The organism is Hydrogenophaga sp., from assembly GCF_031426985.1.
Lineage (GTDB): Bacteria > Pseudomonadota > Gammaproteobacteria > Burkholderiales > Burkholderiaceae_C > Hydrogenophaga.
Genome location: NZ_JASJOY010000004.1, coordinates 29,157 through 44,200, shown reverse-complemented (window position 1 = coordinate 44,200; position 15,044 = coordinate 29,157). Strand labels below are relative to the sequence as shown.

Genomic DNA, 15,044 nt, shown 5'->3' with positions numbered 1-15,044 from the left:
CCGACATCAAGGGTGCAAATGCACCCTTTTTTCGCACTTCAGATGCGCCGGGGTCCGCCGATAGTTGTTTTGACGATCACAAGTCCACGCAATTCCTGGGGACATGTGTGTACCGATCGGCGCATCCATGGGCGGGCGTCCCTGCGGGTGTGGTTGCCACGACGCCCCCATCCGCAGGGAACACCCATGAACAAGCATTCGATCGGTTTTGGCATTGCGAAGCGCCTGTACACGCTGAGCATCGCCGTTTCGCTGGCGCTGGTGGCATTGGCGGTCTACGCCTATGTCAGCCTGCACGACGCCAGTGACAAGGCCGAAACCACCCAGAAGGTCCGCGCCCCGCAGCTGACCGCCATGTCCGACCTGGAGCTGGCGGTCACGCGGTCGTCGCTGCAGTTGCGGCACGCCATGCTGGCCCGCACGCCCGAAGAGCGCGACGCGGCGCTGGCCGACATTGGTGCCAAACGCAAGCTCATTGCCGAGACCATGGCCCGGTACGAGCAAGGCCTGTACACCGACAAGGGCAAGGCCCAGTTCGCCCAGCTGCCACCCCTGATGAACACCTTCTGGGGCATCGCCGAGAAAAACGTGACCTTGATCATGGCCGGTGACACCACGTACGCCTTTGCCTTCCTGGTGGACGAAACCATTCCCGCGCGCAACAAAGTGCTCAAGGTGCTGGACGAAGGCGTGACCTACCAGCAAGAAGCCCTGGCCGCCGACATCCAGAGCATCCAGAGCACCATCGGCACGACCTCGTCGGCCCTGGTGGCGCTGGTGGCCGTGATCGCAGTGGGCCTGCTGGCCTTCTCGGCCTGGGTGGCGGGTCAGTTGCACCGCCGGGTGGCCCTTGCCCAGGGCACGGCTGAGCGCGTGCGCGACGGTGACCTGAGCACCGCCGTGCGGGACGACGGACACGACGAGTTCTCACCCCTGCTGGCCGCGCTGGGCGAGATGCAGGGTTCGCTCTCGCGCGTGGTGGCCGACGTGCGCGGCAGCGCCGAAAGCGTGGCCACCGCCAGCACCCAGATCGCCCAGGGCAACGAAGACCTCTCGGGCCGCACCGAACAGCAGGCCGCCGCGCTGGAAGAAACCAACTCCACCACCACCACGCTGGGCCACACCGCGCAGCAGAACGCCGACAGCGCGCGCCAGGCCAGCCAGCTGGCCGCCAGCGCCAGCAGTGTGGCCATCCAGGGCGGTGACGTGGTGAGTCAGGTCGTGCAGACCATGAAAGACATCAACGACAGCAGCCGCAAGATCAACGACATCATCGGCGTGATCGACGGCATCGCGTTCCAGACCAACATCCTGGCGCTCAACGCCGCGGTGGAAGCCGCCCGCGCGGGCGAGCAGGGCCGGGGCTTTGCCGTGGTGGCCGGCGAGGTGCGCAACCTCGCGCAGCGCAGCGCCGAAGCGGCCAAAGAAATCAAGGGCCTGATCAACGCCAGCGTGGAACGCGTCGAGCAGGGCACCGCCCTGGTGGACCAGGCCGGCAGCACCATGCAGGAGATCGTGCAGTCGATCCAGCGCGTGACCGACATCGTGGGCGAGATCAGCAGCGCCAGCACCGAGCAGAGCGCTGGCGTGGCCCGCGTGAGCGAAGCCGTGCGCCAGATGGACCAGGCCACGCAGCAGAACGCCGCACTGGTCGAAGAGAGCGCCGCCGCCGCGGCCGGCCTGCGCCAGCAGGCCGAGCAGATGGTGCAAGCCGTTTCCGTTTTCAAACTCTCTGGCGCTGGCGCGCGCTGAGAGGGCCTTACAACGCGCCTCCTATCCATCCCACCTGAGAGAAGACCATGAACTTTTTGAACAATCTGCGCCTGGGTGCGCGCCTTGCCCTGGGATTTGGGGCGGTCTTGGTGCTGACCGTGCTGTTCGGCGCGTTCGGCCTGATCCGGATGCAGGCCGTCAACGCTGTGTCCAACGAGATCGACGACAACTGGCTGCCCAGCGTGGAAATGACCGCTCAGCTGGACGGCGATGTGGCGGCGTTTCGCGTGCAGGAGTTCGTGCACATTCTCTCCAACGACGAGAAAGACAGGCAAGTGGTAGAGGGCCGGCTGGCCGAGTTGCGCAAGTCCATCGACGCGGAACGCGCTGCATACGACAAGCTGGTTTCTTCGCCAGAAGAGCGTGCGCTGCAGCAAAAGTTTGAAGCCTTGTGGCAGCCGTACACGGTTGAGCATCAGAAGGCCATCGACCATTCCAGAGCCAACCGCAACGAGGAGGCGCGCGCCGTCATGATGGGCGACTCGCGCAAGCAGTATTTCGAGATGAACCAGGTGTTGGGCGAACTGGTCGAGCTCAATTCCAAGGGATCGCAGGACGCCACACACCGTGGGAGCGAGTTGTTCCAACAGTCGATCTGGATGATTAGCGCGGGGCTCGCCTTTGTTGTGGCTCTGGGCAGCCTGTTTGCCTGGTTGCTCTCGCGCTCGATCACCCGCCCGATCAACGAGGCTGTGCAGATTGCCGATCACATTGCGGGCGGCGACCTGACCCAGCAGATCGTTGTGAACCGCTCCGATGAAACAGGCTTGCTGCTGCAGGCCATGCAAAAGATGCAGAACGCGCTGAGCACCCTGGTCAACAGCGTGCGCCAGAACGCCGAGGGCGTGGCCACCGCCAGCGCGCAGATCGCCCAGGGCAACTCCGACCTGTCCAGCCGCACCGAGCAGCAGGCCAGCGCGCTGGAAGAGACCAGCGCCTCCATGGAAGAAATGGGCTCGACCGCACAGCAGAACGCCGACAACGCGCGCCAGGCCAGCCAGCTGGCCGCCAGCGCCAGCAGCGTCGCGGTGCAGGGTGGCGAGGTGGTCAACCAGGTGGTGCAGACCATGCGCGACATCAACGACAGCAGCCGCAAGATCAGCGACATCATCGGCGTGATCGACGGCATCGCGTTCCAGACCAACATCCTGGCCCTGAACGCCGCGGTGGAAGCGGCGCGGGCGGGCGAGCAGGGGCGCGGCTTTGCGGTGGTGGCGGCCGAGGTGCGCAACCTGGCGCAGCGCAGCGCCGAAGCGGCCAAGGAAATCAAGGGCCTGATCAACGCCAGCGTGGAACGCGTGGAGCAAGGCACCGCCCTGGTGGACCAGGCCGGCACGACCATGCAGGAAGTGGTGCAGTCGATCCAGCGCGTGACCGACATCGTGGGCGAGATCAGCAGCGCCAGCCAGGAACAGAACGCTGGTGTGAACCAGGTCGCCGAGGCCGTGACCAGCATGGACCAGACCACGCAGCAGAACGCCGCGCTGGTGGAAGAAAGCGCCGCTGCCGCGTCCAGCCTGCGCGGCCAGGCCGAGCAGCTGGTGCACGCCGTCAGCCTGTTCCGCACCGCCGGCAACCACAGCGCCAGCGCCTCGCCGGTGGCGGCGGTGTCGCAGCTGATGGCGGCCCCCGTCTCGCGTGCCGCGCCGGCAGCAGCCAAGCCGCTGGCCCGCCCGGCGTCGCCCAAGGCCCTGCCCAAGCCCGCCGCAGCGGCCCACACGCCCGCACCAGCTGCGCCCAAGGCCGCAGCCAAGTCCACCCCCGTCAGCGCGGGTGCCAGCGACGACTGGGAAAGCTTCTGAGCCTGAACTCCCCCACCCACCCGACCACCGAACACCAGGACCCACCATGGACATGAACACCCACGCCGCTCCGGCCTCCGGCCGCTCCGTGACCGCGCAGCAAGGCGCGCACGCCGAATTCCTGACCTTCCGCCTGGGGGCCGAGGAATACGGCATCGACATCCTGCGGGTGCAGGAGATCCGTTCCTACGAAGAGCCCACGCGGATTGCGAACGCACCGCACTTCATCAAGGGCGTGGTGAACCTGCGCGGGGTGATCGTGCCGGTGGTGGACCTGCGCATCAAGCTCAACTGCGAGAAGGTGGAATACAACGGTTTCACGGTGGTGATCGTGCTGAACGTGCACGGGCGGGTGGTCGGTGCGGTGGTGGACTCGGTGTCCGACGTGCTGGAGCTCAGCCAGGAGCTGATCAAGCCGGCACCGGAGATGAACACGACGGTGGACACCAGCTTCATCACCGGCATTGCCAGCGTGGGCGAACGCATGCTGATCCTGATGGACATCGCCGCGCTCATGAGCAGCGCCGACATGGGCCTCATGGACGCCTCGTCTCAAAACTTGCAGTAAAGGCCGCGCCGGACCTGTCCCGCGCGACGCGGGGACCGGTTCAGCGCCGAGCGATTCCAGGGAGTTCCCATGTTCCGTTTCATTGCCCAGCTCCGGCTGGCCCACAAATTCCTGGTCCTGGGCCTGATCGCCCTGCTCATGGTGTCCCTGCCCGTCACCTTTGCGGTGCGCGGCGAGCTGACCGTCTGGGAGGCGGCACGCGCAGAGGCCGCGGGCATTGCCCCGGCCGGCCACATCCTGCAGCTGGTGCAGCTGAGCCAGCAGCACCGCGGCCTCTCGGCCAATGTGCTGGGCGGCAACGAGGCGCTGCAGGGCGAGCGCGAGAAGCGCCAGGCTGCGATCGGCCAGCTTCTGCCGCAGGTGCGCGCAAGCCTGGGTGCGCTGAACACCCCGGCGCTGGGCACCGAGTTGCAGGCCATCGAAACCGAATGGGCCGAGCTGTCGCGCGCCGTGGCCAGCCGCGGCGTCACCGGCCCGCAGAGTTTTGCGCGCCACACCGCGCTCATCGAACGCCAGCTCAACCTGCTGGAGTCGGTCACCGACGCGTCGGGCATGAGCCTGGACCCGCACGGCCACAGCTACTTCCTGATCCAGTCGGTGCTGATGCACCTGCCGCGCCTGACCGAGACCCTGGGCCAGACCCGTGCACAAGGTTCGCTCGCGCTGGCGCGCGGCGAAGTGGGCACCGCGCAGCGTGCGCAGCTGGCCGCCCTGACCGACCTTTCGCGGGCGCACCTGCGCCAGGCGCGTCGCAGCCTTGAAAAGGCCGTGGCCGCCGAGCCGGCCTATGGCCAGCAACTGAACACCCCCGCCCAGCAGGCCTGGCAGCAGGCCGAGGCCGCGTTCGCCCTGACCGGGCAGGCCATCGTGCAGGCCGAGGTGCCCAGCATGGCGGCCTCCGACTATTTCGGCATCCTCACGCGCCAGATCGACGCGCAGTTCGCGCTCATCACCGCCGGGTTCGACCAGCTCTCGGCCACGCTGCACGAGCGCGAACGCAGCGCCAGCACCGGGCTGATGGTCATGGTCGGCGGCCTGGCCGCGCTCATGGCGCTGGGCGCAGCGTTCATGTGGGCCATCGCGCGCAGCACCACGACCGCCATTGCCCAGGCCGTGCAGGTGGCCCAGACCGTGGCCGCCGGCGACCTGACCTCGCACATCGAGGTGCGCGGCCGCGACGAAACGGCACAGCTGCTGCAGGCCCTCAAGACCATGAACGACGGGCTGGCCCAGGTGGTGTCACAGGTGCGCCAGGGCAGCGACCACATCGCCACCGGCAGCAGCCAGATCGCGACCGGCAACGCCGACCTCTCGCAGCGCACCGAAGAGCAGGCCAGCAACCTGCAGCAGACGGCCGCCAGCATGGAGCAGCTGACCAGCACCGTGCAGCAGAACGCCGACACGGCGCGCCAGGCCAGCGCCATCGTGCGCGGCGCTACCGACGCGGCCCGCGAGGGCGGCCAGACGGTGGGCCAGGTCGTGACCACCATGGAAGCGATCAGCCAGAGCAGCCGCCGCATCCACGACATCATCGGCGTGATCGACGGCATCGCCTTCCAGACCAACATCCTGGCCCTGAACGCCGCGGTGGAAGCCGCGCGGGCCGGCGAGCAGGGTCGCGGTTTTGCGGTGGTGGCGGCCGAGGTGCGCAACCTCGCGCAGCGCAGCGCCGAGGCGGCCAAGCAGATCAAGCAGCTGATCAGCGAAAGTGTGGACCGGGTGGAAGCCGGCACGGCCCTGGTGGCCGATGCGGGCGCCAGCGTGGGCCGCATCGTGGACCGCGTGGCGCAGGTGAACCAGCTGATCGAGGCCATAGCCGCGTCGAGTGCCGAGCAGGCCAGCGGCATTGCCCAGGTGGGCAACGCGGTGGCTCAGCTGGACCAGGTGACGCAGCAGAACGCGGCGCTGGTGGAAGAAAGCGCGGCCGCGGCCGACAGCCTGCAAGCGCAGGCCCGGCAACTGGCGGCGCTGGTGGGCCGCTTCCGGCTGGCGGGGGGCTGAACGGCACGCGCCGGTGCGGGAATACCTCCTGTCCGGTGGCGCTTATCGCGGCTTCAGTCCGGCCCCGGCCGGTCGATAGTCCATGGACCTGCTTCGACCGTGCGCCCAGGCGCACCGCCCAAGCGCTGTCCAACCCGACCGGATCGGCCACACGCGGAACGATCCGGCCCACGGGGGCGCCCGCCGCCACTGCCATGCCACACCTTCTGAGCTTTCGCAGCAAAATCCTGGCCCTCGTGGCCGTCGCCGTCGTCGGCATGGCCCTGCTGGGCGGGCTCTCGGTCTGGCAGGTGCGCCAGCAGCTCATCGAAGGCCGCGAAGGCCAGCTGGTGGCGGCCGTGCAGTCGGCCCACGCCATCGTGGACGGTTTCCGCCAGCAGGCCGCGGCCGGCCAGCTGAGCGAGGCCGACGCCCAGAAGGCCGCCCAGGCCGCGCTGCGCCACGCGCGCTACGGCGCCGACGGCAAGGACTACTTCTACATCTGGACCCTCCAGGGCGTGGGGGTGATGCACCCCATCAAGCCCGAGTGGAGCGGCCGCAACATGGTCGGCCAGATCAAGGACGGCCAGGGCGTGGACATCATCGTCGCCCTGATCGACGGCCTGCGCGCCAGCCGCGACGGGCGCGCCTTCGTCATGACCAATTTCCCGCGCCCGGGCGAAAAGACCCCGGTGCCCAAGCTGCAGTACGTGATCCAGGTCGAGGGCTGGAACTGGATGGTGGGCTCGGGCCTGTACACCGACGACCTGAACGCGCTGGTGATGCGCGCCGTGCTGGGCAACCTGGTGGTCGGCGGGGTGGCCTTGCTGGCCATGGCGGGCTTCGGCTGGATCGTGCTGCGCGGCGTGGTGCGCCAGATCGGCGGCGAGCCCGGCGAGGCTGTGGCCGTCATGCAGGACGTGGCCCGGGGCAACCTGGCCGTGCGCCTGCAGGGCGTGCCGCCGGGCAGCGTGCTCGCGGCCCTGGGCGAGATGGTCGAGGCGCTGCAGAAGCTGGTGACGCAGGTGCGCGGCGCCAGCGACAACATCGGCGTGGCGTCCAGCGAGATCGCCAGCGGCAACCACGACCTGAGCGCGCGCACCGAACAGACGGCCAGCAGCCTGCAGCAGACGGCCGCCAGCATGGAAGAACTCACCGCCACGGTGCGCACCAGCGCGGACTCGGCGCGCCAGGCCAACCAGCTGGCCGCCAGCGCCAGCGAGATCGCGGTGCGCGGCGGTGAAGTGGTCAACCAGGTGGTGGCCACCATGCAGGAGATCCACCACAGCAGCCAGAAGATCAACGACATCATCGGCACCATCGACGGCATCGCGTTCCAGACCAACATCCTGGCGCTCAACGCGGCGGTGGAAGCCGCGCGCGCCGGCGAGCAGGGCCGGGGCTTTGCGGTGGTGGCCAGCGAAGTGCGCAACCTGGCGCAGCGCAGCGCCGAGGCGGCCAAAGAGATCAAGGGCCTGATCGGCACCAGCGTGGACAAGGTGGACGTGGGCACGCGCCTGGTGGCCGATGCGGGCCAGACCATGAGCGAGATCGTGGGCTCGATCCAGCGCGTGAGCGACATCGTGGGCGAGATCACGGCCGCGGCCGGTGAGCAGAGCGACGGCATCGGCCAGGTCAACGTGGCAGTGAGCCAGCTCGACCAGATGACGCAGCAGAACGCGGCGCTGGTGGAAGAGAGCGCGGCGGCCGCGCAAAGCCTCAAAGACCAGGCCGCGCGCCTGGCCCAGGTGGTGGCGGTGTTCCGCACCACCGCCTGACCCCGGATCTTTCTCCGCACCCCTATCGGTTCCCTCACCCCTCCCAACCATCCACAGGAGACTTCACATGACCTTCGCTCGCACCTTCCTGGCCTCTGTCGCCACCCTCGCCCTGGCCGGCGCCAGCCTGACGGCGCACGCCGACGCCAAACCCGATGACGCCATCGCCATGGTCAAAAAAGGCGTGGCCTTCATCACCGCCAGCGGCAAGGACAAGGGCTACGCCGAGATCAGCAGCAAGACCAGCCAGTTCAAGAAGGAAGACCTGTACCTGGTGGTCTACGGTCTGGACGGCACGGTCCACGCCCACGGGGCCAACGAAAAAATGATCGGCAAGAACCTGATCGACCTCAAGGACATCGACGGCAAGCCCTTCGTGCGCGAGCGCGTCGAAATGGCCAAGACCAAGGCCAGCTTCTGGCAGGACTACAAGTTCACCAACCCCGAGACCAAGAAGATCGAGCCCAAGGCCATGTACTGCGAGAAGTTGGACACCACCGTGGTCTGCGGCGGCATCTACAAATAAGGCCCACCCACGCCGGCGCGCCCGTGTGGGTGCGCCGCGTGCGAATGCAGCAGGTCGACAACGATAAGGACACCCCATGAAACTGGGTCAGAAACTCTTGCTGGCACCGGTGGTGACGGCTGCGGTCGTGCTGCTGGCCGGCCAGGTGGATTCCTGGTTGCTCAGCCGCTCCAATGCACAGGCGGTCGCCTCCTTCAGCGAGCACATCGGGGAGGTGCAGGCCCTGAGCAGCCTGCAGGCCGACGTGAACCAGGCCCACGTCGAGGTCTACCGCATGATGACCATCATCGGCTCGCTCGACGAACCCACGATCCAGGCCCGGCGCAAGGCGCTGGCCGAGCGCTCGGCGACGACCAGCGCCCGGCTGGATCAGCAGATGCCCCCCGGCAGCGCACTGCGTGCCGACGCCGACACGGCGCGCCAGCAGGTGGCCGACTACTTCAAGAAAGCGGACGCCGCGATCGATCTCGCCTCGGTGGACCCCAACACCGGCGTGGCGGCCATGCAAGGCGCGGACGAGGCCTACGGCGCCCTGGGGCGCTCGCTCGGCGCGGTCCAGGCCAAGATGGTGGAGCGCGCCACACAGGACGCCGAAGACCAGGCCGCCGCCGCGGCGGGCACGCACTGGCTGCTCAGCCTGTTGTCGCTGGTGGTGGCGGCGGCGGTGGTGACGGTGGCCTGGCTCATGCTGCGGCAGGTGGCGCGCGCGCTGGACCAGGCCTCGCGCGTGGCCCGCTCCGTGGCCGACGGCGACCTGACCCAGACGGTGGAGACCGACCGCAACGACGAACTGGGCGAACTGCTCCGCGCCCTGGCCGCGATGAGGGCGTCCCTGCTCAACACCGTGGTGCAGGTGCGCTCGGCGGCCGACAGCATCGGCACCGCCAGCGCCGAGATCGCGGCGGGCAACCAGGACCTGTCGAGCCGCACCGAGCAGGCCGCGAGCAGCCTGGAAGAGACCGCCGCCAGCATGGAGCAGCTGACCGGCACGGTGCAGAGCAGCGCCGACGCCGCGCGCCAGGCCAACCAGCTGGCCGCCAGCGCCAGTGAGATCGCGGTGCGTGGCGGGCAGGTGGTGGGCCAGGTGGTCACCACCATGGACGAGATCAACCACAGCAGCAAAAAGATCAACGACATCATCGGCGTGATCGACGGCATCGCGTTCCAGACCAACATCCTGGCGCTCAACGCCGCGGTGGAAGCAGCGCGCGCCGGTGAGCAGGGCCGGGGCTTTGCGGTGGTGGCGGCCGAGGTGCGCAACCTCGCGCAGCGCAGCGCCGAGGCGGCCAAGGAAATCAAGGGCCTGATCGGCACCAGCGTGGACAAGGTGGACGTGGGCACACGCCTGGTGGCCGAGGCGGGCCAGACCATGGGCGAGATCGTGGCCAGCGTGCAGCGCGTGACCGACATCATTGCCGAGATCTCGGCCTCGGCCGGCGAGCAGGGCGAGGGCATCGGCCAGGTCAACGTCGCGGTCACGCAGCTCGACCAGATGACGCAGCAGAACGCGGCGCTGGTGGAAGAAAGCGCGGCGGCGGCCGAGAGCCTGAAAGACCAGGCGGCGCGCCTGGCGCAGGCGGTGGCGGTGTTCCGCGTGCACGGCTGAGTCCGGCCCCCCGGTGCACCCCGAGGGTGTGACGGCCAGACGGCCGTCACACCCTCGGGTCTTTGGGGCAACCGCTGGTCGAATGGCCGGCCCGACCCGTCGGGCGGGCAGGGGCCGTGGGGTGCGAACTGAAGACCTTTGACCGCCTTTTCCGATCGGGCAGGGGTTTGGGCCGGCTTTGCGGCGTTTTTCCCACCTTCAGAGCGCGCCGCAGCGGTCGATAGTCCATGGACCCTATCCGTCTTTCAAGGACCGACCACCATGGACATGAACCCCAACACCAGCGCGGCCAGCGGCCGCCACGTGGGCGCGCAGCAAGGCGCGCACGCCGAATTTCTGACCTTCCGCCTGGGGGCCGAGGAATACGGCATCGACATCCTGCGGGTGCAGGAGATCCGTTCCTACGAAGAGCCCACGCGGATTGCGAACGCACCGCACTTCATCAAGGGCGTGGTGAACCTGCGCGGGGTGATCGTGCCGGTGGTGGACCTGCGCATCAAGCTCAACTGCGAGAAGGTGGAATACAACGGCTTCACGGTGGTGGTGGTGCTCAACGTGCACGGCCGGGTGGTCGGTGCGGTGGTGGACTCGGTCTCGGACGTGCTGGAACTCAGCCAGGACCTGATCAAGCCGGCGCCGGAGATGAACACCACGGTGGACACCAGCTTCATCACCGGCATCGCCAGCGTGGGCGAACGCATGCTGATCCTGATGGACATCTCCGCCCTCATGAGCAGCGCCGACATGGGGCTGATGGACGCCTCCACGCAGCAATTGCAGTGACCTGAGCCGGGCGCCCTGAGCGCGCCCGCCCGTCCCCGCCGCCCACAACCGATCCGGAACCCGCCATGACCTCCTCCACGAACACGCGCTCCCTGGCCCGCACCCTCACGCTGCAGGCCGTCGGGTTGCTGTCGGTCGTGCTGCTGGGGTCCAGCGTGCTGATTTCCACCGTCGCAGAAGAGCGCTCACGCGAGCGCATCGTGCAGTGGGTCGGTGACAAGGCACAGTCGGTGGCCGACGCGATCGACGCCTCCGACGCCACGGCGCGCATGATGACCGAACGGGCCTACAAGCCCTTTCGCCAGCAGTTCGCCGAGCAGTTCGATCTCGATGCGTCGTCCGGGCACCTCAAGAGCTGGGGCATGCTGCTCAACGACGACTTCTCCAGCGTCGACGCGTTTGCCAAAACCAACGGCGGGGTCGCCACCATCTTCATGCGCAAGGGGGACGACTTCGAACGTGTCACCACCTCGCTGAAAAAGGAAAACGGTGAGCGCGCCATGGGCACCCTGCTGGCGCGCGACCACCCGGCCTATCCGCTGATGCTGCAAGGCCAGACCTACACCGGTCGCGCCGTGCTGTTCGGCACCCCCTACATGACCCACTACGAAGCGGTGAAGAACGCCGCCGGCCAGGTGGTGGGCATCCTGTTCATCGGCTTTGACGTCTCGGCCTTCCAGTCCGCGATGGTCAAACTGGTCAACGAGGCGCATTTCTTCGACACCGGCCGCACGCTGGTGATCGACCCGCGCAAGCAGAACGCCGACGCCGTCTTCGTCGTGCACCCCAAGGCCGTGGGCAAGAAGGTGCTGGAGGTCTACCCCGACGCCGGCCCCGCGCTGGACGCGATGCGTGCCAACGCCCAGGTGTTCCACCCGGGTGGCCCGGCCCTGAGCGGCGAGGCCATGGGCGCCGACCCGTGGCTGGCCAAGCGCAGCGCCAAAGCCGGCGGCTGGTGGGTGGTGGCCCAGGTCTCGGACGACGAAGCCATGGCCACCCACTGGGCCACCATCTACGCTTTCTGGGGGCTGCTCGGCGTGGCCACCGCCGTGGTGGCGTTCGGCCTGTATGTGCTGATCCGCCGCAACGTCAGCGCTCCGCTGGGGGAGCTCTCGCGCACGGTCACCGCGGTGGCGCAGGGCGATCTCTCACACGCCTTCGCCACCGAACGCCGCGACGAGATCGGGCGCCTGGTGCGCGAGGTCGAGGGCATGCGCCAGCGCTTCGTGGACATGATGCGCGAGCTGCGCACCGCGGCCGACAACATCGGTGTGGCGTCCAGCGAGATCGCCAGCGGCAACCACGACCTGAGCGCGCGCACCGAACAGACGGCCAGCAGCCTGCAGCAGACGGCCGCCAGCATGGAAGAACTCACCGCCACGGTGCGCACCAGCGCGGACTCGGCGCGCCAGGCCAACCAGCTGGCCGCCAGCGCCAGCGAGATCGCGGTGCGCGGCGGTGAAGTGGTCAACCAGGTGGTGGCCACCATGCAGGAGATCCACCACAGCAGCCAGAAGATCAACGACATCATCGGCACCATCGACGGCATCGCCTTCCAGACCAACATCCTGGCGCTGAACGCCGCGGTGGAAGCCGCGCGCGCCGGCGAGCAGGGCCGGGGCTTTGCGGTGGTGGCCAGCGAAGTGCGCAACCTGGCGCAGCGCAGCGCCGAGGCGGCCAAAGAGATCAAGGGCCTGATCGGCACCAGCGTGGACAAGGTGGACGTGGGCACGCGCCTGGTGGCCGATGCGGGCCAGACCATGAGCGAGATCGTGGGCTCGATCCAGCGCGTGAGCGACATCGTGGGCGAGATCACGGCCGCGGCCGGTGAGCAGAGCGACGGCATCGGCCAGGTCAACGTGGCAGTGAGCCAGCTCGACCAGATGACGCAGCAGAACGCGGCGCTGGTGGAAGAGAGCGCGGCGGCCGCGCAAAGCCTCAAGGACCAGGCCGCGCGCCTGGCCCAGGTGATGTCGGTGTTCCGGCTCGATGCGCACGCCTCGGCATCGGCCCCGGTGGTGTCGGTGTCGGCCCCGGCCAGCCGTGCCCTGAGCGCCCGCGCCATCCACGCTGCACCGTTGCGGCCCGCTCCGGCCAAGGCGCTGAGCGCGCCGGCCCACAAGCCCAAGGCCGCTGCCCTGCCCCGGCCGGCGGCGACCAACCCGGCCGCGCCTGCGGTGGCCTCGGTGGCGTCTGCGCCGGCACCTGCACCCGCATCCACACCGGTGCCCGCCGCACCCAAAAACATCCCCGTGCCCGCCAGCGCCGAAGGCGACTGGGAGAGCTTCTGACCACCGACTGAACCCCGACGTGGTGCGGACCTTGTGCACCGACCACATTCCCATCCCGCACGCGGCCTGAGCCCGGCCCGATGCCCTGGAGACTTTCATGAACTTCAACCAACTCACCATCGGCCAGCGACTGGGCCTGGGCTTCGGTGTCGTGCTGCTGCTGTTGCTGGTGCAGACCGGCATGGTCTACAGCGGCATGAACGAGGCCACCCGCGACCAGCAACAGCTGGTGGAGATGAACCGCCAGGTGGCGCTGGCCGACGAATGGGTGGCCAGCACGCAGCTGAACATCAACCGCGTGATGGCGCTGGCCAAGTCCGGCAACAACCCCGAGGTCGAGGCCTATTTCAAGCCCCTGATCGCCCAGACCACCGAACGCATCAACGAGCTGCAGAAGGCGCTGGAGGCGTCGATCGAGGCCGATCAGGGCAAGGCCCTGCTGACCGACATCGCGGCGCGTCGCAAAGCGTACATCGCCGAGCGCAAGACCTACTTCGACACGCTCAAGGCCGCCGACCCGCAGGCCGCCGAGCTGCTGGACAGCCAGTTGCTGCCGGCGGTGCAGCGCTACGTGAGCAGCATGCAGGCGCTGCAGCAATACGAACACCAGCGGGTGGACGACAAGCTGCAACAAGCCGAGGCGACCCAGGTTCGCCAGCTGGCCTTGATCGGGGTCGTCGCGCTGGTGGCGCTGCTGGTCGGTGTGCTGGTGGCCTGGCGCGTGGCGCGCTCGGTCACGGTGCCGGTGGCCGGCGCGGTGCGCGCCGCGCGGGCCGTGGCCGACGGTGACCTGACGCAGACCGTGCAGGTGGACCGCCGCGACGAACTGGGCCAGCTGCAGCAGGCGCTGGCCGACATGAAGGCCTCGCTGCTGTCCACCGTGGCCCAGGTGCGCCAGGCCAGCGACAACATCGGCGTGGCGTCCAGCGAGATCGCCAGCGGCAACCACGACCTGAGCGCGCGCACCGAACAGACGGCCAGCAGCCTGCAGCAGACGGCCGCCAGCATGGAAGAACTCACCGCCACGGTGCGCACCAGCGCGGACTCGGCGCGCCAGGCCAACCAGCTGGCCGCCAGCGCCAGCGAGATCGCGGTGCGCGGCGGTGAAGTGGTCAACCAGGTGGTGGCCACCATGCAGGAGATCCACCACAGCAGCCAGAAGATCAACGACATCATCGGCACCATCGACGGCATCGCGTTCCAGACCAACATCCTGGCGCTCAACGCGGCGGTGGAAGCCGCGCGCGCCGGCGAGCAGGGCCGGGGCTTTGCGGTGGTGGCCAGCGAAGTGCGCAACCTGGCGCAGCGCAGCGCCGAGGCGGCCAAAGAGATCAAGGGCCTGATCGGCACCAGCGTGGACAAGGTGGACGTGGGCACGCGCCTGGTGGCCGATGCGGGCCAGACCATGAGCGAGATCGTGGGCTCGATCCAGCGCGTGAGCGACATCGTGGGCGAGATCACGGCCGCGGCCGGTGAGCAGAGCGACGGCATCGGCCAGGTCAACGTGGCAGTGAGCCAGCTCGACCAGATGACGCAGCAGAACGCGGCGCTGGTGGAAGAGAGCGCGGCGGCCGCGCAAAGCCTCAAAGACCAGGCCGCGCGCCTGGCCCAGGTGGTGGCGGTGTTCCGGCTCGATGCGCACGCCTCGGCATCGACCCCGGTGGTATCGGTGTCGGCCCCGGCCAGCCGCGCCCTGAGCGCCCGCGCCACCCACGCTGCACCGTTGCGGCCCGCTCCGGCCAAGGCGCTGAGCGCGCCGGCCCACAAGCCCAAGGCCGCTGCCCTGCCCCGGCCGGCGGCGACCAACCCGGCCGCGCCTGCGGTGGCCTCGGTGGCGTCTGCGCCGGCACCTGCACCCGCATCCACACCGGTGCCCGCCGCACCCAAAAACATCCCCGTGCCCGCCAGCGCCGAAGGCGACTGGGAGAGCTTTTGAC

At 68.7% G+C, this 15,044-nt stretch carries 10 protein-coding genes; all 10 read left to right on the top strand.

The features are described from left to right. Positions 1–186 precede the first annotated feature (186 nt). On the top strand, positions 187–1,752 hold the full coding sequence (locus tag RMP09_RS00330; RefSeq protein ID WP_310564012.1) for a methyl-accepting chemotaxis protein: 1,566 nt from the start codon (positions 187–189) through the stop codon (positions 1,750–1,752). A 47-nt stretch (positions 1,753–1,799) separates the two neighbouring features. Beyond that, positions 1,800–3,575, top strand: a complete 1,776-nt coding sequence (locus RMP09_RS00325; protein WP_310564011.1) for a methyl-accepting chemotaxis protein — start codon at positions 1,800–1,802, stop codon at positions 3,573–3,575. 52 nt (positions 3,576–3,627) lie between these two features. Next, entirely contained in the window at positions 3,628–4,143 is a 516-nt protein-coding gene (locus tag RMP09_RS00320; protein WP_310564136.1) for a chemotaxis protein CheW, read from the top strand. A gap of 69 nt (positions 4,144–4,212) precedes the next feature. Then, positions 4,213–6,144: a methyl-accepting chemotaxis protein gene (locus RMP09_RS00315; RefSeq protein WP_310564010.1), complete on the top strand. Its 1,932-nt coding sequence runs from the start codon at positions 4,213–4,215 to the stop codon at positions 6,142–6,144. A gap of 194 nt (positions 6,145–6,338) precedes the next feature. Further along, positions 6,339–7,901 (top strand): methyl-accepting chemotaxis protein, encoded by a 1,563-nt coding sequence (locus RMP09_RS00310; protein WP_310564009.1) that lies wholly within the window; start codon positions 6,339–6,341, stop codon positions 7,899–7,901. A 67-nt stretch (positions 7,902–7,968) separates the two neighbouring features. Beyond that, entirely contained in the window at positions 7,969–8,427 is a 459-nt protein-coding gene (locus tag RMP09_RS00305) for a cache domain-containing protein (RefSeq protein ID WP_310564008.1), read from the top strand. Between the two features lie 76 nt (positions 8,428–8,503). Beyond that, entirely contained in the window at positions 8,504–10,033 is a 1,530-nt protein-coding gene (locus RMP09_RS00300; RefSeq protein ID WP_310564007.1) for a methyl-accepting chemotaxis protein, read from the top strand. Positions 10,034–10,300: 267 nt separating this feature from the next. After that, positions 10,301–10,816 (top strand): chemotaxis protein CheW, encoded by a 516-nt coding sequence (locus RMP09_RS00295; RefSeq protein ID WP_310564135.1) that lies wholly within the window; start codon positions 10,301–10,303, stop codon positions 10,814–10,816. 65 nt (positions 10,817–10,881) lie between these two features. Continuing rightward, entirely contained in the window at positions 10,882–13,107 is a 2,226-nt protein-coding gene (locus tag RMP09_RS00290) for a Cache 3/Cache 2 fusion domain-containing protein (RefSeq protein ID WP_310564006.1), read from the top strand. Between the two features lie 97 nt (positions 13,108–13,204). Next, the gene (locus tag RMP09_RS00285; RefSeq protein WP_310564005.1) at positions 13,205–15,043 is read left to right on the top strand and encodes a methyl-accepting chemotaxis protein; all 1,839 of its coding nucleotides are present in this window, start codon (positions 13,205–13,207) and stop codon (positions 15,041–15,043) included. Position 15,044: the final 1 nt, after the last annotated feature.

Excerpts from the sequence above, each read along its gene's own strand:
- RMP09_RS00330 (WP_310564012.1), top strand. The coding sequence starts at position 187 with ATGAACAAGCATTCGATCGGTTTTGGCATTGCGAAGCGCCTGTACACG.
- RMP09_RS00325 (WP_310564011.1), top strand. The coding sequence starts at position 1,800 with ATGAACTTTTTGAACAATCTGCGCCTGGGTGCGCGCCTTGCCCTGGGA.
- RMP09_RS00320 (WP_310564136.1), top strand. The coding sequence starts at position 3,628 with ATGAACACCCACGCCGCTCCGGCCTCCGGCCGCTCCGTGACCGCGCAG.
- RMP09_RS00315 (WP_310564010.1), top strand. The coding sequence starts at position 4,213 with ATGTTCCGTTTCATTGCCCAGCTCCGGCTGGCCCACAAATTCCTGGTC.
- RMP09_RS00310 (WP_310564009.1), top strand. The coding sequence starts at position 6,339 with ATGCCACACCTTCTGAGCTTTCGCAGCAAAATCCTGGCCCTCGTGGCC.
- RMP09_RS00305 (WP_310564008.1), top strand. The coding sequence starts at position 7,969 with ATGACCTTCGCTCGCACCTTCCTGGCCTCTGTCGCCACCCTCGCCCTG.
- RMP09_RS00300 (WP_310564007.1), top strand. The coding sequence starts at position 8,504 with ATGAAACTGGGTCAGAAACTCTTGCTGGCACCGGTGGTGACGGCTGCG.
- RMP09_RS00295 (WP_310564135.1), top strand. The coding sequence starts at position 10,301 with ATGAACCCCAACACCAGCGCGGCCAGCGGCCGCCACGTGGGCGCGCAG.
- RMP09_RS00290 (WP_310564006.1), top strand. The coding sequence starts at position 10,882 with ATGACCTCCTCCACGAACACGCGCTCCCTGGCCCGCACCCTCACGCTG.
- RMP09_RS00285 (WP_310564005.1), top strand. The coding sequence starts at position 13,205 with ATGAACTTCAACCAACTCACCATCGGCCAGCGACTGGGCCTGGGCTTC.